Origin of the sequence: Bradyrhizobium rifense (genome assembly GCF_008123425.1) — a bacterium.
Lineage (GTDB): Bacteria > Pseudomonadota > Alphaproteobacteria > Rhizobiales > Xanthobacteraceae > Bradyrhizobium > Bradyrhizobium rifense.
The window spans coordinates 32,048-51,949 of sequence record NZ_VSSS01000053.1; the positions used below are offsets into that span (position 1 = coordinate 32,048).

Annotated in this window: 19 protein-coding genes; 6 read left to right on the forward strand and 13 right to left on the reverse strand. The window is 64.0% G+C overall.

Features of this window, described 5'->3' with window-relative positions:
* Window positions 1-52: 52 nt before the first annotated feature.
* On the reverse strand, window positions 53-1,717 hold the full coding sequence (locus FXB40_RS32700) for an L-lactate permease (RefSeq protein WP_148776321.1): 1,665 nt from the start codon (window positions 1,715-1,717) through the stop codon (window positions 53-55).
* Between the two features lie 316 nt (window positions 1,718-2,033).
* On the opposite strand from FXB40_RS32700, the gene FXB40_RS32705 reads away from it, so the two are divergent.
* On the forward strand, window positions 2,034-3,797 hold the full coding sequence (locus FXB40_RS32705) for an ABC transporter ATP-binding protein/permease (protein WP_148776323.1): 1,764 nt from the start codon (window positions 2,034-2,036) through the stop codon (window positions 3,795-3,797).
* A 158-nt stretch (window positions 3,798-3,955) separates the two neighbouring features.
* Here the strand turns inward: FXB40_RS32705 and FXB40_RS32710 are convergent, their stop codons facing one another.
* The 5 genes from FXB40_RS32710 to FXB40_RS32730 all read right to left on the reverse strand — a co-directional run bounded on the left by FXB40_RS32710 (window position 3,956) and on the right by FXB40_RS32730 (window position 9,182).
* Complete coding sequence (locus FXB40_RS32710; protein ID WP_187437306.1) at window positions 3,956-4,975, reverse strand: TorF family putative porin; 1,020 nt, start codon at window positions 4,973-4,975, stop codon at window positions 3,956-3,958.
* A 458-nt stretch (window positions 4,976-5,433) separates the two neighbouring features.
* Window positions 5,434-5,802, reverse strand: coding sequence for a histone (locus FXB40_RS32715; RefSeq protein ID WP_148776326.1), 369 nt, complete (start codon window positions 5,800-5,802; stop codon window positions 5,434-5,436).
* A gap of 69 nt (window positions 5,803-5,871) precedes the next feature.
* Entirely contained in the window at window positions 5,872-7,194 is a 1,323-nt protein-coding gene (gene glcF, locus FXB40_RS32720) for a glycolate oxidase subunit GlcF (RefSeq protein WP_148776328.1), read from the reverse strand.
* On the reverse strand, window positions 7,191-8,429 hold the full coding sequence (locus FXB40_RS32725; protein WP_148776330.1) for an FAD-binding protein: 1,239 nt from the start codon (window positions 8,427-8,429) through the stop codon (window positions 7,191-7,193). Before FXB40_RS32725 ends, glcF begins: the two co-directional genes overlap by 4 nt.
* 33 nt (window positions 8,430-8,462) lie before the next feature.
* Window positions 8,463-9,182 (reverse strand): ArsR/SmtB family transcription factor, encoded by a 720-nt coding sequence (locus FXB40_RS32730; protein WP_148776331.1) that lies wholly within the window; start codon window positions 9,180-9,182, stop codon window positions 8,463-8,465.
* A 291-nt stretch (window positions 9,183-9,473) separates the two neighbouring features.
* On the opposite strand from FXB40_RS32730, the gene FXB40_RS32735 reads away from it, so the two are divergent.
* Entirely contained in the window at window positions 9,474-9,809 is a 336-nt protein-coding gene (locus tag FXB40_RS32735; protein ID WP_187437307.1) for a putative quinol monooxygenase, read from the forward strand.
* A 48-nt stretch (window positions 9,810-9,857) separates the two neighbouring features.
* Here FXB40_RS32735 and FXB40_RS32740 read toward each other — a convergent pair whose 3' ends face one another.
* Window positions 9,858-11,021: an acyltransferase family protein gene (locus FXB40_RS32740; protein WP_148776335.1), complete on the reverse strand. Its 1,164-nt coding sequence runs from the start codon at window positions 11,019-11,021 to the stop codon at window positions 9,858-9,860.
* A gap of 18 nt (window positions 11,022-11,039) precedes the next feature.
* A complete protein-coding gene (locus FXB40_RS32745) occupies window positions 11,040-12,533 on the reverse strand; it encodes an FAD-linked oxidase C-terminal domain-containing protein (RefSeq protein ID WP_148776337.1) in 1,494 nt (497 codons plus the stop codon).
* A gap of 253 nt (window positions 12,534-12,786) precedes the next feature.
* Here FXB40_RS32745 and cycA point away from each other — a divergent pair, with 253 nt between their 5' ends.
* Window positions 12,787-13,182: a cytochrome c-550 CycA gene (gene cycA, locus FXB40_RS32750; protein ID WP_148776339.1), complete on the forward strand. Its 396-nt coding sequence runs from the start codon at window positions 12,787-12,789 to the stop codon at window positions 13,180-13,182.
* Between the two features lie 35 nt (window positions 13,183-13,217).
* On the opposite strand, the gene FXB40_RS32755 is transcribed toward cycA, so the two are convergent.
* Window positions 13,218-14,174: an alpha/beta fold hydrolase gene (locus tag FXB40_RS32755; protein ID WP_187437308.1), complete on the reverse strand. Its 957-nt coding sequence runs from the start codon at window positions 14,172-14,174 to the stop codon at window positions 13,218-13,220.
* A 331-nt stretch (window positions 14,175-14,505) separates the two neighbouring features.
* Between FXB40_RS32755 and FXB40_RS32760 the strand changes: the two genes are divergently transcribed.
* Window positions 14,506-14,688 (forward strand): hypothetical protein, encoded by a 183-nt coding sequence (locus tag FXB40_RS32760; protein WP_148776343.1) that lies wholly within the window; start codon window positions 14,506-14,508, stop codon window positions 14,686-14,688.
* A 62-nt stretch (window positions 14,689-14,750) separates the two neighbouring features.
* On the opposite strand, the gene glf is transcribed toward FXB40_RS32760, so the two are convergent.
* The gene (gene glf / locus FXB40_RS32765) at window positions 14,751-15,956 is read right to left on the reverse strand and encodes a UDP-galactopyranose mutase (protein ID WP_148776345.1); all 1,206 of its coding nucleotides are present in this window, start codon (window positions 15,954-15,956) and stop codon (window positions 14,751-14,753) included.
* 209 nt (window positions 15,957-16,165) lie between these two features.
* Here glf and FXB40_RS32770 point away from each other — a divergent pair, with 209 nt between their 5' ends.
* A complete protein-coding gene (locus FXB40_RS32770; protein ID WP_148776347.1) occupies window positions 16,166-17,404 on the forward strand; it encodes a hypothetical protein in 1,239 nt (412 codons plus the stop codon).
* 6 nt (window positions 17,405-17,410) lie between these two features.
* On the opposite strand, the gene FXB40_RS32775 is transcribed toward FXB40_RS32770, so the two are convergent.
* From FXB40_RS32775 to ykgO, 3 genes are all read right to left on the reverse strand, one after another.
* Complete coding sequence (locus FXB40_RS32775; protein WP_148776348.1) at window positions 17,411-17,671, reverse strand: hypothetical protein; 261 nt, start codon at window positions 17,669-17,671, stop codon at window positions 17,411-17,413.
* A gap of 125 nt (window positions 17,672-17,796) precedes the next feature.
* Entirely contained in the window at window positions 17,797-18,435 is a 639-nt protein-coding gene (locus tag FXB40_RS32780) for a tetratricopeptide repeat protein (RefSeq protein ID WP_148776350.1), read from the reverse strand.
* 106 nt (window positions 18,436-18,541) lie between these two features.
* The gene (ykgO, locus tag FXB40_RS32785) at window positions 18,542-18,667 is read right to left on the reverse strand and encodes a type B 50S ribosomal protein L36 (RefSeq protein WP_006611362.1); all 126 of its coding nucleotides are present in this window, start codon (window positions 18,665-18,667) and stop codon (window positions 18,542-18,544) included.
* 303 nt (window positions 18,668-18,970) lie between these two features.
* Here ykgO and FXB40_RS32790 point away from each other — a divergent pair, with 303 nt between their 5' ends.
* Window positions 18,971-19,855: an amidohydrolase family protein gene (locus tag FXB40_RS32790; RefSeq protein ID WP_027565452.1), complete on the forward strand. Its 885-nt coding sequence runs from the start codon at window positions 18,971-18,973 to the stop codon at window positions 19,853-19,855.
* Window positions 19,856-19,902: the final 47 nt, after the last annotated feature.

A 19,902-nucleotide genomic window follows, 5' to 3' on the forward strand; every position in this document is an offset into this window, starting at 1 on the left:
AATCCCCGCGGGACGATCCCGCGGGGATTTGGATCGAAACGGACGGTGCCTGTTACTTCAGGACCATCTCCGTGAACGGATAGACATAGGCCTGCAGCGTCACGAACAAGCCGACCAGGCAGGCCAGCACGATCGAGTGCCAGAACACGAAGCGCAGGATCGTACCCTCGTGGCCGTACCAGTTGGTCGCGGTGGAGGCCACCACGATCGATTGTGCGTCGATCATCTTGCCCATCACGCCGCCGGACGAGTTCGCCGCCGCCATCAGGATCGGCGACAGGCCGAGCTGCTGGGAGGTGATCTTCTGGAGGTTGCCGAACAGGATGTTCGACGACGTATCCGATCCGGTCAGTGCCACGCCCAACCAGCCGAGCAGCGTGCCGAAGAAAGGATAGAGCACGCCGGTTGCGGCAAAGGCGAGACCCAGCGTCGCGTCGACGCCGGAAAGGCGCGTCAGCGTGCCGATCGCGAGCATCGCCGAGATCGTGATCAGCGAGATCGCGCAGAGCCGGATGGTGCGGCCATATTCAACCAGCAGCCTGCCGGGACCGACGCCCATCAGGAAGCCGGAGATGATCGCCGCAATCAGCATGCCGCTGCCGGTGAAGGACAGATAGGTGAAGGCGAACACCGCGCCTTCCTTGGTCGGCCCTGGCGCGACCGGCGGCATCTTGTTGATCATCTGGTGCAGCTCGGGGACGGCGTAGTTCCAGGTGAAGATCCCGTTCGCCCAGGTCTTGAAGGCACCGTTGCCCCAGATCAGCATCACGACGCAAACGATGATCCACGGCAACAACGCGCTGAACAGTTCGCTTTGCGTCAGCGGCGTCTTATCCAGCGGCTTTGCGGTCGCCATCGTCGCCGCCGATTCATCACGCCCGCGCAGCGCCGGCGACAGCCAGAGCTGCTTCGGCTGCCAGACCTTCAGGAACAGGATCAGAGCGCCCATCGAGATCAGCGACGCGCCGATGTCGACGATCCAGGGATTGACGTAATTCGAGATCACGAATTGCGGGACCGCGAACGTCACGCCGGTAACGAGGATCGCCGGCCAGACATCTTTCATGCCCTTCCAGCCGGCGAACGCCCACACCACCCAGAACGGCACGATCAGAGAGAACAGCGGCAATTGCCGTCCGACCATCGCGCCGAGGATGTAGGGATCGAGCCCGGTGACGGAGGCAAGGCCCTGGATCGGCGTGCCCAGCGCGCCGAAGGCGACAGGCGCGGTGTTGGCGATCAGCGACAGGCCGGAGGCTGCGAGCGGCGAGAAGCCGAGGCCGATCAGCACGGCGCCGGTGATCGCCACCGGAGTGCCGAAGCCCGAGGCGCCCTCGAAGAAGGCGCCGAACGAAAACGCGATCAGCAGCAATTGCAGCCGCCGGTCCTCGGTGACACCGCCGACCGCACGCTTCAAGAGTTCGAACCGCCCGGTCGTCACCGTCACCTGGTAGAGGAAGATGACGTTGAGAACGATCCAGCCGATCGGGAAGAAGCCGGTCACGATGCCGAGGATCGAGGCGCGGATCGACATGTTCACCGGCATGGTGAAAACGAAAATCGTGATCAGGTTGGTCACGATCACGGCGATGACGGCTGCGATGTGAGCCTGAACGCGCCCGCTCGCGATCAGGACCAGCAGCGTAACGACGGGTATCGCCGCAGCGATCGTCGACAGCACAGGGCTGTGCAGCGGATCATAGATTTGATTCCACATGGTCTTCCTCCCCCACGCGTTTATGCGGTAGGCCAGCCGGCGTGGACGGCGAACCTGCTTGACGTTGGAAGCGACAACCCCCGAGTTGGACGCGAATTGCTCGCGAGAGCCGCGGTTCCCGCCTGCTCACAAGCTCGCGAAAATCTGGAGGCCCCCACCCCACGCCGTTGTGCCCATGCTAGGGTTGCAAGCTGCGGCTAGCCAACGCAAATTGCAGAACTTGCGACTTTAGTCTAAGCGCGCACCCGTTTTCTGCCATGGCCTCAGCCGGTTGGCTCCGGGGCCGCTGTGCATATCCCTCAGGAGATCCCACTCTGTGAAGAACATCAGCGCCACGCTCGCGACCGTCTGGCGAATCGCCGGCCCGTATTTCCGATCGGAGGACAAATGGGCCGGCCGCGGCCTGCTCGGTGTCGTCGTCGCAATGGAGCTGGCGCTCGTCGCGATCAATGTGCTGCTCAATCAGTGGCAGAACCGGTTCTACAGCGCACTCCAGGCCTACGATCTGAATGAGTTCGTCATGCAGGTCTGGATCTTCCTCGGCCTTGCCTTCACCTACGTCGCGCTGGCCGTTTACAAGCTCTACCTGAACCAGTGGCTGCAGATCCGCTGGCGGCGATGGATGACGCAACACTATCTCGGCGAATGGCTCGACGGCGCCACGCATTACCGCATGCAGCTGAAGGGCGATGCCGCCGATAACCCGGACCAGCGTCTCACCGAGGACGTCACGAACTTCGTCGAGCAAACGCTCGTCCTCGGTCTCGGCCTGCTGTCGTCCATCGTGACGCTGGCGTCGTTCATCATCATCCTCTGGGGTCTGTCCAACAGGGCGCCCCTGCACATTTACGGCACCGATATCGTCATCCCGGGTTTCCTGGTCTGGTGCGCGCTGGCCTACGCGCTCCTGGGTACGGCCCTGACGCACTGGATCGGCGCGCCGCTCATCAATCTTTACTTCGAGAAGCAGCGCTACGAGGCCGACTTCCGCTTCAACCTGATCCGCGTGCGCGAAAATGCCGAGCAGATTGCACTCTTGAAAGGAGAGAGCGCGGAGCGAGGTCATCTCCTTCATCGCTTCGGCTACGTCATCGGCAACTGGTATGCGATCATGAGCCGGACCAAGCGCCTCACCGCCTTCACGGCGAGCTACGGTCAGGCTGCGACGATCTTTCCCTATGTGGTGGTCGCGCCCGCCTACTTCGCCAAGAGCATCCAGCTCGGCGACATGATGCAGACCGGCTCGGCCTTTGGCCAGGTGCAGGATGCACTGTCGTTCTTCGTCACGGCCTATCGAACGATCGCGGAATGGCGCGCGATCGTCGCGCGTCTCGACGGCTTCGAGATGTCGGTCGAGACCGCGGCAAACCTGCCGGCGCATGAGGCCACGATCGAGCTTAAGGCGGCCGACGGCAGCCGCACTATCGGCCTCGATAAGCTCTGCGTGTATCTCCCCAACGGCACGCCGCTGGTCGCAGCCGACGGCTTCGCCATCCAGGCGCCGGAGCGCGTGCTTGTGGCCGGGCCGTCGGGCTCCGGCAAGTCGACGCTATTCCGGGCAATCGCCGGCATCTGGCCGTTCGGCACCGGCACCATCGCCATCCCCGCGCAGGCGAAGCTGATGATGCTGCCGCAACGCCCCTATTTCCCGGTCGGCGCGCTGGGTGACGCTGTGATTTATCCGGCAGCGCCCGGCGCCTTCCAGACAACCCAAATCCGGGACGCGGTGATCGCGGTGGGCCTGCCAGACCTCGCCGAACGGCTGGGCGAGGATGGCCACTGGAACCGGATGCTGTCGCTCGGCGAGCAGCAACGCCTCGGGCTCGCCCGCGCGCTGCTGCATGGGCCGGACTATCTCTTCCTCGACGAGGCCACCGCCTCGCTCGACGAGCCGTCCGAGGCGCGGCTGTACCGGCTGCTGGCGGAGAAGCTGCCGCAGGCCACCATCGTCTCGATCGGCCATCGCGCGACGCTCGACGCCTTCCACACCCGCAAGGTGACAATGGTGAAGGACGGCGCGATCCATGTGCTGGGCAATGGCGGCGCACCCGCCGAGCCAGAGCCGAGCGCGGCGCGCTGAGGCGACACGGCGCCCGTTCGTTGAGGCCATCCTTCGAGACGCCCGCCAAAGGCGGGCGTCTCGAACCATGAAGGCCGAGCGCGCGCCAAGCACCTACGCCAAAACAAAAGGGCGGCAGATTGCTCTGCCGCCCTCGTTAAGTCGTCTCGGGACAAAACTTACTTCAGGTTGCTCATCGCCGTCAGGTCGAAGGAGAGCTTGGCGATACCGGCCGAGCCGCACCAGTTCGAGCCGGCGCCGCCCGGGTTGATCGCGGTCACGCTGGTGGTGCCGGTGGCGTTGAAGGCGCTGGTGAAAGCGTTGCAATCACCCTTGTTCAGGTCGGTGCCGGAGTAACGCAGGTCCAGCGTGAACACCTTGTAGGTGAAGCCGACGCCGAGGTTCCAGGTGTTGTAGCTCTTGTAGGGAATGCCGTTGGCATAGATCGTTCCGGGGATGCCGTAGAAGGCGTCCGAAGTGCCGAGCCACTGCCGGCCGAACTCACCCGACACGTACATGCCGACGCCCGAGGCACCGAACGTCGTGCTCGGCGCGGTCCACTTCGCAGTCACCGAAGCGTAGTCGCCCCAGGCGCCCGAGTTCAGGAAGTTCGGCGAGTAGTACTCGTTCACGCCGACCGACCAGTTGTCGTTGATGGTGTAGTTCACCTTGCCGTAGACTTCGAAGAAGCTGACGTTCTTCTTCATGACGTTGCCGTCGGCGAGGAAGATCGTGGTGGTGCTGACCGGGCAAACGCCGCCGCCAGGAACGAGCGCGCCAGCGGGCGTGATGACACCAACGTTGTCGGCGCAGCTTCCGCCCGGATACAGATAACCCCAGACACCGACGTCGAAGGCGAACGCGCCGAAGGTCGGGCGGATACCGCCGTAGACGTCGACTTCAGCCGCAGCGCGGTTGGCGAAGGAGATGCTCTCCGCGGACACGCCGGCGTACAGCTGCAGGTCCTTGGTGACGTTGTAGCGCGGCTCGAAATAGGCGGCGACCGAAGGCTGGTGGTTCGACTGGGTGACACCGCGGAAGATGTAGTCGCTCATGACCGCACCGCCGAAGGCGATATCCCAGGGGTCAAAGGCGGGCGGCGGCGGAGCCTTCAGTGCCTTCACATGCAGATCTGCCGCGAAAGCCGAACCCGTCGTCACCATTGCCAGCGCCGTTGCCAACAAAGCCACTTTCTTCATTTCGATCCCCATCACCAGTTCTAGACCCCGGTCGAGTTCCGGAAGCCCCCCGGGACACCCGACCTGATTGCAAATTCCGTTACCACCGCAATCTGGATTGAGGGATGTGAACCGTGAAGCAAAAAACACGGGCATCTGCCGACTTTTTAGGCGTTCTGACGATTCCACGAAAGGTTGTCGGACTGTGTTGCTTCTCGATCACATTATTTTCACTCCAAAATGCACAGAGCCGTCCGGGATACTACGTAGGTCCGCCACGCCGTGGCACGCGTGCTACGAATCAGGTGACTCAAAAAAGGGCAGCCTCCGGCAGCCGGAGCGGCGATGCAAAAAGGCCGCAGCGTCACCGCTGCGGCCTTCCTGCTATCGATCGTGGTCGGCGGGACGGACGGGACCTTTGGCCTGAGCCTGGCTCTAACCTTGGGCCCGACCCTTTGGACCTACCCTGCCCTTCGAACCTAGCCCTGCCCTTCGGCCGGCGTCGGTTCCGCAGAAGACGAAGGCATCGCCCAGCTCGTCTCGGCGGCAGGCTCGGGGGCCGGTGCTGCCACTGGAGCTGCGGGCTTCGGCGCGGGAGCTGCCTTCGCCTTCTTCGGTGCTGCTGGCTTGGCTGCTGGCTTGGCCGCCTTCTTCGGTGCCGCCTTCTTCACGGCCTTCTTGGCCGCAGCCTTCTTGGCCGCCTTCTTCGGCGCAGCCTTCTTGGCCGATTTCTTCGCGGCCTTCTTGGCGGACTTCTTCGCCGCCTTCTTCTTCGTCGCCTTCTTCGCCGCTACAACCTTCTTGGCCTTTTTGGCCTTCTTGCTTTTTTTCTTACTCGCTTTCGCCATCGTGGTCCTCCTGTTGCCGCCGAACAATGGTCGATCGGGCTTCTTCGGCCGTCACCCCGGGACGAAAGCTCAGCGCGACAAATTCAATGCCGGCCGCGCCCCGCCCGTAGCCCAATCGAGAAGCTCAATCGTGTGTACGACCGGAACTGACGTGCCACTGGCAATCTGCACCATGCAGCCGATATTGCCCGCGGCAATCATGTCCGGCTTGACGCTCGCGATGTTGGCGATCTTGCGATCGCGCAACCGGCCCGCAAGCTCAGGCTGGAGAATGTTGTAGGTCCCCGCCGAACCGCAACACAAATGGCTCTCCGGCACATCTTTCACCACGAATCCATTCTTGGAAAGCAATTCTTTCGGAAGGCCCGTGATTTTCTGCCCGTGCTGCAACGAACACGCTGAGTGATAGGCGACGACGATGTTGTCCTGTCGCGCGGTGGGTTCGAGTCCAAGGCCGGCGATGTACTCAGTGATGTCCTTCGCAAGTGCGGACACCTTCGCCGCATCGGCTGCGAACGCGCCGTCCTCGCGCAGCAGATAGCCGTAGTCCTTGATCACCGTGCCGCAGCCGGACGCCGTCACCAGGATGGCGTCGAGCCCCTCGCCGGCCGCTTCCCTCTGCCACGCCGTGATGTTGGCGCGGGCCCGGCCCAGCGCGTCATCGTCGAGACCGAGGTGATGGGTGAGCGCGCCGCAGCATTGCTCGTCCCTGACCAGAACGACCTCGATGCCGTGACGGGTCAGCAGGCTGATAGCGGCCTGATTGATGCGCGGCGCCAGCACCTGCTGGGCGCAGCCCTGGAGCAGCGCGACCCGACCGCGCTTCTTGCCAAGCGCTGCGAACACGCTGCCCGGAAGCGCGCCCGGGGCCGGCAGCCGGCCTGGGGCCAGCGCCAGCATCGCCTTGAGGCGCTGGATCAGGCCGGGCGTGGCCGAGGGCCGCGGGGTCGGCAGGAAGACGGCAAAGGGCCGGGCCAGCTGTGCCAGCCGCATGCTGATGCGAAACCGCCGCGGATCGGGCAGGACGAAGGCCAGCACCTGGCGCAACAGCCGCTCGGCGAGCGGCCGCTGATAGCGCTGCTCGATCCTGACACGGGCCTGATCGACGAGGTGCATGTAGTTCACCCCGGAGGGGCAGGTCGTCGTGCAGGCCAGGCACGACAGGCAGCGGTCGACATGCTTGACCACCTCGGCCGTCGGGGCCTGGTCCTTCTCCAGCATCTCCTTGATCAGATAGATGCGGCCGCGCGGGCTATCGAGCTCGTCGCCGAGCAGCACATAGGTCGGGCAGGTCGCAGTGCAAAAGCCGCAATGAACGCAGGCGCGCAGGATCTTGTCGGCTTCCGCGATGTCGGGGTCGGCGAGCTGCGCGAGTGAGAATTCGGTCTTCATGCCGCAGTGCCCCGCGTCAGCCGTCCCCGGTTCAAAATGGACATCGGATCGAAACCGACGCGGACCCGTTCGCTCAGGGCGGCGACACCCGGGGCTTGCGGATGGAACACGTCGACGCTGCGCCTGACGTCCTCGGCGGCCCGGATCAGCGTGGCGTGCCCGCCGAACGCATTGGTCCGCTGGCGCACGGCCGGGGCATGCGCGTCGGCCTTCGGCGGCAGCGCCGCCCAGATCAGCCCGCCGCCCCAATCGTAGATGACGTCGCCCCCGGTCTCGCGCGCCAATTGCGTGCCGAGCGCCGCGCCCGAAGCTGGCGGACAGACGATCCGCCACACCGGCCAGGCGCCAACCGCGCCGCTGGCCGCGAACGGCAGCACGTCGCGGATGGTGGCCCACAGCGCAGACGACGCGGCGTCCTCGATCAGGGTCGCGGTTCCGAACGGCGCCAGCAATTCACGGAGCGAGCCGGCGCGATGGGCGGCGGAGGCCGTGATGCCCTCGAGCCGCAGCACCGTCAGCGCCTCGCCCTGGCCGGCGATATCGCCAAGCCCATCGGTCCTGGCGCGGAAGGTCGATTTCGGCAGATGCGCGGCGGCGGAGACGTCGAAGGGCGAGCCGAGCGCCGCGGTCATCGCCTTGTTGGCGGCGGCCTCGTCGAGCCCGCGCAGCAGCAGCGTCCGCTCGGCTTCGGGCTTCGGCATCACCTTCAGCGTCACCTCAGTCATCACCGACAGCGTGCCCCAGGAGCCCGAAAGCAGCTTGCAGAGGTCGTAACCCGTGACGTTCTTCACCACCTTGCCGCCGGTCTTGAAGCTGTCGCCGAAACCGGAGACGGCATGTGCGCCCAGAAGATGGTCACGTGCCCCGCCCGCCTTGATCCGCCGTGGGCCTGCCAGCCCGGCGGCGATCATGCCGCCGATGGTCCCGAGCGCGGGCGTACCGAGCAGCGGCGCGGTATTCATCGGCTCGAAGGCGAATTGCTGGTTCTTGGCATCGATCAGCGACAGCACGTCGGCCAGCGGCGCGCCGGCCTGGAGCGTCACGATCAATTCATTGGGCTCGTAAGAGATGACCGCGTTCAGCGCGGAGACGTCGAGCACGGCGTTGGTCGCCATCGCGTGCCCGATGCTGCGCTTGCTGCCGTGACCGATGATCTCGAGCGGCTGCTCATTGGCAATCGCCGCGCGCACCACCTCTTCGACGTCTTTGGCGTCTCTGACCCTGAGCGTATCCACGCGTCTAGCGGGTAACGATATTTGGTCCCAAAATCAAATGCGGACACCAAATAGGGAACGAAATGCGTCAAGCCCCGCATCGGTGATCTCGACTGAGCGCCCCTGCGGCCGGCGGCGGATCCAGTCCCGCTGGAACGCCAGCTCGGCGAGCGCCGCCCCTGCCCGCCCGGCCAGATGCGGCCGGCGTTCGCTCCAGTCGAGACAGGGCCGGCACAGCACCCGCCGGTGCCGCGCCGACGGGTGGAGATCGAGACCGAAACTGCCGAGGAACGCCGTGCCCGCTTCCGTCAGCTCGCCAACCTCCTGGTCGAGAACCAGATAGTCGCGCTCCCGCAGCGCGTCAGCGAGGGCGACACCGAGCTCGCCCGCGAGGTGATCGTAGCAGGTCCGGGCTCGCCGCATCGCGGCATCGATCCGCGCCGGCGGCCGCGAACTTGGCGGACCGGTCACGGCAACCGTCATCATGCCCTCCAGGATCTGCGCGACCAGCGGTGTGGCCAACCGGTACAACCGACGCGGTCCCCGTCGCTCGACTTTCAGAAGCGCGTGCTGCACCAGCCGGCCGAGATGCCAGCTCGCCGTCTGCGGCGTGACGCCGGCAACCAGCGCCAGCTCGCCCGCGGTCTGCGCACGTCCGTCCATCAGTCGCGACAGGATCAGGGCCCGGCCGGGATCGGCGATCAGGGCCGCCAGGTCGGCGAGCTCGCGTGCGATGGTCGGCATGGCCGGCTCCGGCATGTGACGAAAACCCATCCTGCTTGTCGCACAGGACATCGCCGCAACGTTTCGATCACGATCGAAATGTTCACGACATCGACACTTCGACCGCCGGCGAACCCAACAGGCAGGCCATCGCGACATGGTCGCAGCGATCGCGATCGAGACGAACCAATGGAGGCACAGATGGAGCGATCGACACATCCGCGGCCAGCGCCGCGCCCACGTGAAGCGTTCAGCCGCAGGTCGGTGATCGCCGTCCTGGCGATCTATCTCTCGCCATGGACGGCGGCGTCATCTCAGGCACAGGAGCAAGGAGCAAAGACAATGAACCACTATGCAACACAGAAATCGATCAGCGATGCCGTCGACGGCGGCGGCCTGCTCGTGGTCGCGCAATGGGAGGCCAAGCCCGGCGAGGCCGACAGGATCGCCGGCATCCTCGACCGTTTCCTGCCGGAGGCGCAGCGCGAGGACGGCGTCAAGCTGTTCCTGATCTCGCGGGCTACGGACAATCCGGCGCAGTTTCTGTTCTACGAACTGTTCCGCGACGAAGCCGCGTTCAAGGCGCACCAGGAGAGCGCGCATTTCAAGACCTACATCGCCGGCGAAGCGCTGCCGCTGCTGGCGAAGCGTGAGCGCGCGCAGTACGCGATGCTGTAGGAACGAGCTTGCACGCCGCGGTTCGGACCGGACCGCGGCGTCGCGCGACTAGATGATCGCGCGCAGCGGCGATTTGCGCAAGATCAACGCAGAGACGGCGAGGCTGCCGATCGCGGCCAGCATGGTCAGCAGCAGCGCCTTCGTGAGTGCGAACAGCGGCAGCGCGTGCAGGAGCAGGGCGAAGCCGATCAGGATCGGCGGATGGATCAGGTAAACGCCGAAGGCGTTGTCCGAGAGCCATTTGGCGACCGGCCCCTGCGTATCGAAATAGCGGCGGTAGACGGCCAGTATCAAGAGGCCCATGCCGACGCAGACCAGCGCCTCCCACAGGCACTTCCCGGCGCTGACGAAGTTGAATCCGCCCGCATAGAGCGCCGTGTCGCCGTGCAGTCCGCCACCGAACAGCACGAGCGCTGCGAACAACGGCGCCGAGAGGGATAACGCGAGCAGTCCCCAGCGGATGCAGGAACGTTCCGCAACCCCAAGCATCCAATTGCCGCGATAACCGAAGCTGCCAGCCGCAAACATGAGAATGTATTGCGGGAGATCGCCGGGATGAACGTTGAGCACGGACCCATCGGCATGGATCGCGATGCGAACGGCAAAAGTGGTTGCCGCCATCGCCGCAACAAACAGGATAATCCCGGTGCCGTGCAGCTTGAGCTGCGGTTCGTACCATCCGGTGCGGCGGATCAGACCATACAGCAGCGAGACCAGCAGCAGCACCGCGCAAAACCACATCGGCCCCGTCTCGGAAAGCCATTCGCCGTCTTTCAGATGAGTCAGCCATTGATTGCCGAAACCGCCCTTGCCCCAGGTCCAGGACAGAAAATACTGCGTCAACGGGCCGATCACCAACATGTAGAGCAAGGTCGGCAGACCGAGCCTGATCAGCCGATCACGCGCAAATCTGGAAAACCCTTTCCGATCGAACGCACCGGCGGCGAAATAACCGGCGATGAAGAACAGCGCGGCCATGAAGAAGGCCTGCAGGAAGCTCTGATAGATGCCGAAGAACAGCGCCGTACCGAAGCCAGTCTCCTGCCGGTCGACATAGTACCAATTGCCGAACGGGCTGTAGGTGTCCGCCGCGTGCATGCTCAGCACGAGAACGATCATCGACCAGCGGATGTTGTCGACGAACAGCAGGCGCGACTGCGCCGCCGGCGTGGCCGACGTTTCGTTCGTGGCATTGACCGACACGTCCGCCATGCCCCAGATATCCGGCCGTCAAAACCGCGGGATGTCCGGAAACGCTACCTTGCCCGCATGGACATGCATGCGGCCGAGCTCGGCGCAGCGATGCAGCGTCGGAAACACTTTTCCGGGATTGAGCAGGCCCTGCGCGTCGAAGGCGCATTTCAGCCGCTGCTGCTGGTTGAGATCGATCTCGGTGAACATCTCGGGCATCAGATCGCGCTTCTCGATGCCGACGCCATGCTCGCCGGTGAGCACGCCGCCGAACTCGACACAGGCGCGCAGGATGTCGGCGCCGAAGGCTTCGGCGCGCTCGATCTCGCCGGGCTTGTTGGCATCGTAGAGGATCAGCGGATGCAGATTGCCGTCGCCAGCGTGGAACACGTTGGCGCAACCGAGCTGGTATTTTTCCGAGAGCTCGCGGATTCGGGCGAGCGCCTTCGGCAGCGCGCCGCGCGGGATGGTGCCGTCCATGCAGAGATAGTCGGGCGAGATGCGACCGACCGCCGGGAATGCGGCCTTGCGGCCAGCCCAGAACAGATTGCGCTCGGCCTCCGAGGTCGAGATCTGGCAAGTGGTCGAACCGCAAGCATTTGCAATTGTCTCGACGCGCGTGATCAGCTCGTCGACCTCGATCTTGGGACCGTCGAGCTCGATGATGAGCAGCGCTTCGACATCGAGCGGATAGCCGGCATGAACGAAGGCCTCGGCGGCGTGGATCGCGGGCTTGTCCATCATCTCCATGCCGCCGGGAATGATGCCGGCGCCGATAATGCGCGCCACGCATTCGCCGGCCGCCTCGACCTGCGCAAAGCCGACCATCAGCGCGCGCGCCGTCTCCGGCTTCTGCAGGATGCGCACGGTGATCTCGGTGATGACGCCGAGCAGACCTTCCGATCCTGTGATCACGCCCATCAGATCATAGCCGGAATTCTCCGCCGACTTGCCGCCGATGCGCAAAATCTCGCCGCTCATCAGGACAATCTCGCAAGCGAGCACGTTGTTGGTGGTCATGCCGTATTTGAGGCAATGCACGCCGCCGGAATTTTCCGCGACATTGCCGCCGATCGAGCAGGCGATCTGCGAGGACGGATCGGGCGCGTAATAGAAGCCGGCATGCGCGACCGCCTGGCTGATCGCGAGATTGGTGACACCGGGCTCGGTGACGACGACGCGATTGTCAAAATCGATGTCGCGGATGCGCTTGAACTTGCCGAGGCCCAGCAGCACGCCGTCCTCCAGCGGCAGCGCGCCGCCGGATAGCGAGGTGCCGGAGCCGCGCGGCACCACCTTGATGCCGTGGGCGGCACAATATTTCAGGACGAGCGAGACCTGCTCAGTGGTGTCGGGCAGCACCACGACCATTGGCGGTTGCCGATAGGCGGTCAGTCCATCGGACTCATAGGCCCGCATCTCGGCAGGCGTATCGATCACGCCCTCGCCGGGCACGATTGCGCGCAATGCAGCAACGATCTCCGCGCGGCGCGCGAGCACCGCCTGGTCGCTCGCAGGCATCATGATGGCCATGATTTATCCTTCCGGCTCACGCCGCGTGATCGATTTGTCGCGACAAATCAACCACGTCCGCGGCCGTTTGGGTAGGCCATCCCCGAGTCGGAGCAACGATCTTCCGGCGAGTTCGCTCTGGGACAAGTAGGAAATCGTGAAACCTGTCATGGTTTCGTGGCTTGTCCAAGCCGAGCGGGCCGTGCCAAAACCGGCAGGGTTCGACGATCGCCGACCGAATAAGACCCACTGGGAAAGAGACGAAGAGCACCCTATGAAAAAACTGACTTTTGGCGCGCTGATGATCCTCACCGTCACTGCCACGGCTACCAGCGCGATGGCGCAGGATGCCGCGGCCGGCAAATCGTCGTTCAACAAATGCCTGGCCTGCCACGCCATCGGCGAAGGCGCCAAGAACAAGGTCGGCCCCGAGCTCAACGGCCTCGACGGCCGCAAGTCGGGCACCGCGCCCGACTACAATTACTCGGATGCGAACAAGAATTCCGGCATCACCTGGAACGAGGCGCTGTTCAAGGAATACATCAAGGATCCGAAGGCCAAGATCCCCGGCACCAAGATGGCGTTCGCCGGCATCAAGAACGAGACCGAGATCAACAATCTCTGGACCTACGTATCGCAGTTCGACAAGGACGGGAAGATCAAGCAGTAAGCGGACGAATGGTGGCCGCCGGGCTCCGATTTACTTTAATCGGCGGCCGCCTGCGCCGGGGCTATTTGACCGATCATCGTCTCGATCGCCGTCTTCACGAGATCCGGCACCGCGTTCTGCACCATGTGGCCGAGATCGGGCAGCACGATCAGCTTTGCGTTCGGCACCGTCGCTGCGAACGGGCGCGCATGGATGTCGGTCTTCACCGTCTTGTCGGGCTCGCCGGCGATGATCGTGACCGGCAGCTTAATCTCGTCGTAGCGCGCGACCTGTGCGGCCACCGACGCCTTCAGCGTCACCAGATCATAGGCATTGGCGATGAATTCGCGCGGACGTAGCAACAGCGGCGTCGCGGACTCCCTCACGAACCCGTCCGGCATCGTCTGCGGCAGGAAGACGTTGCGCGCGCCGGACTCGGCGACGAAATAGCCCAGTGGCAACGTGACGGTATAGGCGAGCAGCGGGCCGATCACCGGCGTTGCGATGATCTCGTTGTAGCGGCCGACGCCGCCGCGCCAGGGATGGGTCACCGGCGCCAGCATCACGAGGCCGGCGACGCGGCTCGCATGATCGAGCGCCAGCCGCGCGCCAAGCGCGCCGCTCCAGGAATGCACGACGAAGACCGCACGATCGACCCCGAGCTTGCCGAGCGCCGCGTCGATCATCCGCGCCTGGATGTCCGGCGTCGAATCCTGCCGTCGCGCGCGCGTGCTCCAGCCGTGGCCGGGACGGTCGATCAGGATGACGCGATGCTGCTTCGCCAGGAGCTCGCCAAGCGGATGCCGCATCACTTCGAGGTTGGAGCTCGCGCCATGCAGCATCACGATCGGCAGGCCGGCATTGCGCGGGCCGATGTCGACGACGTGGAGCACAGCGCCATCGACCTCGATCATCCGGCCCTGCGGCGGATAGGCGCGCTGCACGGCGACAATTCCGGCCTGCGTGACCAGCGCCAGCAGCACCAGCGCCGTCACCGCTGACATCACGATCATGGAGAGAGTCCGGGCAATCCAGGGCACATCGCAGTTACGGGTTAGGCGGGCGGCAGTTTCGCGCAAGGCAGCTCAGCACTTCCACCGGAAACGCCAGCCTGTGGATATGTGCATAACTACTGAGCTAAAAAACTCAATGGAATCAATAGCTATATGCGGCGCCTCACAAGCCCCAGACCAGCTTCATGCAGTCGTCATCGCAGCTTCCTTATAATCGCCACGGTCGGTTCCGTCTCTAGACGCGGGTGGGCGCCGATCCTCCTCGCAGCAACCTCAGGGGATGCAGGAAAGACCGGCAAGATTGTCCTGGTTTGAACCGGAGGATTTTTCGATGAGCTTGAGATCGAACGATACTGCAATCGACGAGATCGTCGCGAGCTGCAACGGCGACCTGCGCGGGGCCGTGCGGGCGTTGCTCCTGATCAACGAGCATCTCGAGACGGAACTCGCAAAGGCCTATGCCGCAGTCGCCGACCATGGTCTTGCGGAACGCGGCGGCAGCGTCCTGCACTAGCCGAACCGGTCTCCGTTAGCCGGATGAGCGCCGTCGTTCCGTCCCGCGTGAACTCGGTCCGCTCAGCCCGCCATCGCAGCAGGTGACGGCAGCTCTCGGCCCGCCAGGAACGTCGTAACCTCGTTCTCGAAGGTCTTGAGGGCCGCACCGATCGCCTGGTGCATATCGAGATATTTGTAGGAGCCGAGGCGGCCGCCGAAGATGACGTTCGGACGCTTCTCCATCATCATGCGGTAACCGGACAGAATGGCCCGGTCGGCGGTGGTGTTGATCGGGTAGTAGGGTTCGTCGTCGCGGCCGGCAAAGCGGGAATATTCGCGATAGATCGTGGTCTTCGGCTCCCGATAGTCGCGCTCGGGATGCAGATGCCTGAATTCGTGGATTCGGGTGAACGGCACGTCCGCATCGGCGTAGTTGATCACCGAAGTGCCCTGGAAGTCGTCGACGTCATGCACCTCGCGAGCGAAGTCGACGGTGCGCCAGCCGAGCTCGCCACAGCGATAGCGGAAGAAGCGGTCGATCGGCCCGGTATAGATCACGAGCTGATCGGGGCGGATCTGGTCGGCGATATCGAAATAATCGACGCCGAGACGGAGCTCGATATTCGGTGACTTGAGCATGCGCTGGAAAATCGCGGTGTAGCCGTCGACCGGCATGCCCTCGTAGCGATCGGCGAAATAGCGGTCGTCGAAATTGAGCCGCACCGGCAGGCGACCGATGATATCGGCCGAGAGCTCGCTCGGCTCGGTCTGCCACTGCTTCTGCGTATAGCCGCGGATGAGAAGGTCGTAGAGGGTACGGCCGACGGAGGCGATCGCCTTGTCCTCCAGGTTCTGGGCGACGCTCGCGCCATGGACGTGTACATGGGCGTGAACATGGTCGTCGGCCTCGGCCGCAATCACGAGCTTCGCCTCTTGCGGCGTCATGGCGCGGCCGAACGCGGCCGAGATGGTCGCGAGATTGATCGGCATGGAGTAGAGCCGCCCGCGCGCCACCGTGAAGACGCGGTGCCGGTAGCTGGTGAATTCGGTGAAGCGCTGCAGATAGCGCCAGACCGTGTCCGAGTTGGTGTGAAAGATATGCGTGCCGTAGCGATGCACCTCGATGCCGCTGTCGGGATCAATCTCCGAATAGGCGTTGCCGCCGATATGAGCGCGCCGGTCGACCACACAGACTTTTCGCCCGAGCTCGTTTGCCACCCGCTCGGCGATGGTCGCGCCGAAGAAGCCAGCGCCCACAACCACGACGTCGAAGCCATCAAGCTGCATGCGTTCCCCACCCTGTCGGCGTCGCAAGCGCACAAATCCGCGGCCGACGAGGCTTCAACGGCGAGGAACGTTGGCTCAGGCGGAATAATTGCGCGCCGCGTCAACAATTCGTGAGCCCGGGACGGGCACCCCGGATCGTTCAAAGGTCAGGGCGCGGCGGCGGTGCGATCGACAAGCCGGGCGACGCCATTGCTCGGAGATCGTCGACCATGGCCTTGATCTGCATCCTGTCAGCGACCAACAGCGCCTATCAATCGGTTCGCGGCATCCTCTTGATGGCGGGGGCCGAGCTCGACCGGCTCGGCCATGAGGTGAAGATCCTCGATCTGGAGGCACCCGATACGCCGGCACGGATGGAAGCCCTGCTGCCGCGGCGCGACGAGATGATGGCACTCGTGATGTCGGGAATCGGCCTCGAGATCTACGCCAAGGAAGGCAAGCTGCTCTGGGACGCGGCGCAGATCCCCGTGTTCAACTGGAACTGTGATCACCCCTCCTATTTCGTGCGCCGCCATCGGCTGGACAGTCCCTACGTCGTCCACGGCTACGTGTTTCCGGATCATGCCGCGTTCAACCGTGACCATCTGCACGCCAATGGCGCGGCGTTCGGGGCTCATATCGGCATTCCCGATCCCGGCCTCTTCGGCGCCCTGCCGGCCGACAAGCGCAACGGCCGGATCGTCTTCGCCAAGTCCGACTGGAATCCGGCCAAACTCGAGCGCTCCTGGCGCAAGGCGTTGCCACCAAAACTGTTCACCATCCTGTTCGATGCGATCGCTGCTGCGCGTGGCAAGACCTGCTCCGCCTTTCCCGAGATCATCTGCAACGTGGCTGCCGAGCATCTCGTCCATCTCACACCCGGCGGTGACGTCTTCAATGCGATCCTGACCCGCCTCGACAATTACACGCGGGCGGTACGCACCCGCGAGGTTGGTGCCGTGCTGTCCAAATACCCGGTGGATTTCATCGGCGGCTGGGAGGATTTTGGCGCGGAGACGCGTCACGCCCGTTTCCTCGGCGCCATGCCGTTCGACACGCTGCGCGAAACGCTCGGAACCTATCTCGGCGCGGCCTCGCTCAATCCCAATGTCGATCTCTCGGTGCATGACCGCGTGTTCTTCGCGCTCGGCGCCTCGACCGTGCCGATCTTCGATGCCAACAGATTTTCGCAGGCGAATTTCCCGCGCCTCTCCCGCTTCGGCTTCGGCCACGACGCCGACAGTATTGCCGCAGCCGTCGAGGCCGTGCTCGATGATCCCCGGGCTGCGCAGGCGGCGACCGCCGCGACGCTCGCCGAGACCTATCCACGCCTCTCCATGCAGCGCTCGGTGCAGGACATTTGCGAGATCACGATGCAGATGGCGGGCAAGCCCGGCGCGAGGTTGATTCCCGCGGCGCCCTCGCCGGCGAGCTATTGGACCAGGGAGCGCCCGACGGCGGCAGCCTGAGCTGGTTCAGCCCGCGCCGTCCTCGGCCTTTTGCTCCTCGGGCGTGAGCGCGGGACAGGCGCGGATGGTCGAGCGTGCAAGCTTGGCATCGTCCTTGGATTTGTAAGGACCGTCGCCGAACCAGATGTCGCCGTCGATGACCGGATTGCTGGTCACGATGTTGCATTTGCCGGTGGCGCGATTGCCGACCACCCAGAACAGTCCGTCGGCGAGGCTCATCGTTCCCGACGCCAACAGCAAGCTGCAAGCAAAGATCAAACGCTTCATGGCTTTTGCTCCTGCCATGCAGGTAGACCTGCGGCGGCGGCGACAATAGTCCTTGCGAGATTGCGCCTCCGATCGTGGTTAATCGCCACGCGCCGCAACCGCTCGAAAGATGATCGAGTTATCGGCTAGATGTCGCGGCCTTCGACCTTCTCGGTCAAAGCCTTCACCTGATCGGGAATCTTCTCGAGGTGCGGATTGACGGCGAGCGCCTTGCGATAGGCCTCGAGCGCGCGCTTCTCGTCGCCGACGTCCTGCATGATCATACCGAGCCCTGCGAGCGCACCGAAATGACGGGGCTCGCGGGTCAGCACCTCGCGGATGTCGGCGAGCGAGCGGGCATAATCGTTCTGCATGTAATAGAGCGTGGCGCGCCGGTTCCAGGCTTCGATGTAGTCGGGCCTGAGCTTGATGACCGAATCCAGCAGCTTGATCGCGACCTCGATCTTCTTCGCATCGACGGCGGCCTTGGCCCGCGCCATCAACAACGCTGCGGTGTCGCTCGGGGTCTGGAGCCAGATCGCCCAGATCCGCGCCTCGACATGCTTGGCGCTGTCTTCGTCAGGAGCGGCCTTCAGCGCGCCGAACAGGAAATCGAGGTTCTTGGTGCGCTCGACCTTGGGCAGCTTGGCTGGCGCCTCCGGCAGCTTCTTCTGCTGCTTCGCCGGCGGGGCCGGATCATCCTGCGCCAGCGCCGGCGAGAGGCTGGCGCCTCCGAGAACCAGGGCCAGACACAGCGTACGCGCGAAAGGGAATCTCACTGCCATCATCAAAGTCTAAACGCGTAAAGCCGCCCTTGCAAAGCAGGGCGGCGTCAAACTCGTGTGAGACCGTGGTCTTGCGGGGCGCGCTCGGCGTCCGGCAGGGCAGAGATCAGCCCTGGCGAGCCTTGAAGCGGCGCTGCACCTTGTTGATCACATAGACCCGGCCCTTGCGGCGGACCAGGCGGTTGGCGCGATGGCGACCGCGCAGCGACTTCAACGAGTTACGGACCTTCATGGCAGAATCCTGAACGTTCGAAAGGCCGTGTTCGGCACTACCGTTTCGGCACGCGCGAATGTGGCAAAATGAGATCTTTCCCGCTGGCGGACCGACCGCCCGGGACGGGGCGGTTCTTAAGGCATGGCGGGAGGTCATGTCAATGTTAACCGCCCGGTTCCGAACCGGCAAATTCGTGAAAACAACCCCATGCACAGTAGAAACGGCCGGATCGGCCCGATCTGTCCACGCCCTCAGCGAAGGTTCGCTTGCCAAATTCGTTATATCATATAATCAATTTGGCAACCCGTCGGGAGGACACCAATGCCAAAGCTGAAGCTGCCGAACATCGACGATGTCGTCGCCATCGACATCCACACCCATGCCGAAGAACCCTGCGGCACCCATCCCGACGACGGCTATGACGATTTCCAGGCGCAGATGGCCGACTACTTCAAGTCGCCGCACAAGCATCCGCCGACCGTGCCGGAGACCGCGGCCTACTATCGCTCCAAGAACATCGCCGCCGTGATCTTCCCGGTCGATGCCGAGCGCGAGACCGGCTTCCGCCGCTACAAGAATGAAGAGATGCTGGAGATCGCCTCCGACCATCTCGACGTCCTCATCCCCTTCGTCTCGATCGACCCGCACAAGGGCAAGCTCGGCGTACGGGAGGCGCGCAAGCTGATCGAGGAATACGGGGTGCGCGGCTTCAAATTCCATCCGACCATGCAGGGCTTCTACGCCAACGACCGCATGGCCTATCCGCTCTACGAAGAGATCAACAATGGCGGCGCGATCGCGCTGTTCCACACCGGACAGACCGGCGTCGGCTCGGGCATGCCGGGCGGCATGGGCATGCGGCTGAAATATTCCAACCCGATGTACATGGACGACGTCGCGGCTGACTTCCCCGACCTCAAGATCATCCTCGCCCACCCCTCCTTCCCCTGGCAGGAAGAGGCGCTGTCGGTCGCGACCCACAAGCCGAACGTCTACATCGATCTGTCCGGCTGGTCGCCGAAATATTTCCCGCCGATCCTGGTGCGCTACATCAACTCGATCCTGCAGGACAAGATGCTGTTCGGCTCGGACTGGCCGGTGATCACGCCGGACCGCTGGCTGTCGGATTTTGCCAAGATCGAGATCCGCGACGAGATCCGGCCGAAGGTGCTGAAGGCCAACGCGCGCAAGCTGCTCGGGATCTAGTCGCGTCCTCGCGACGTCCGCCCACAGCCAAGGGCGGACGTTGGCGC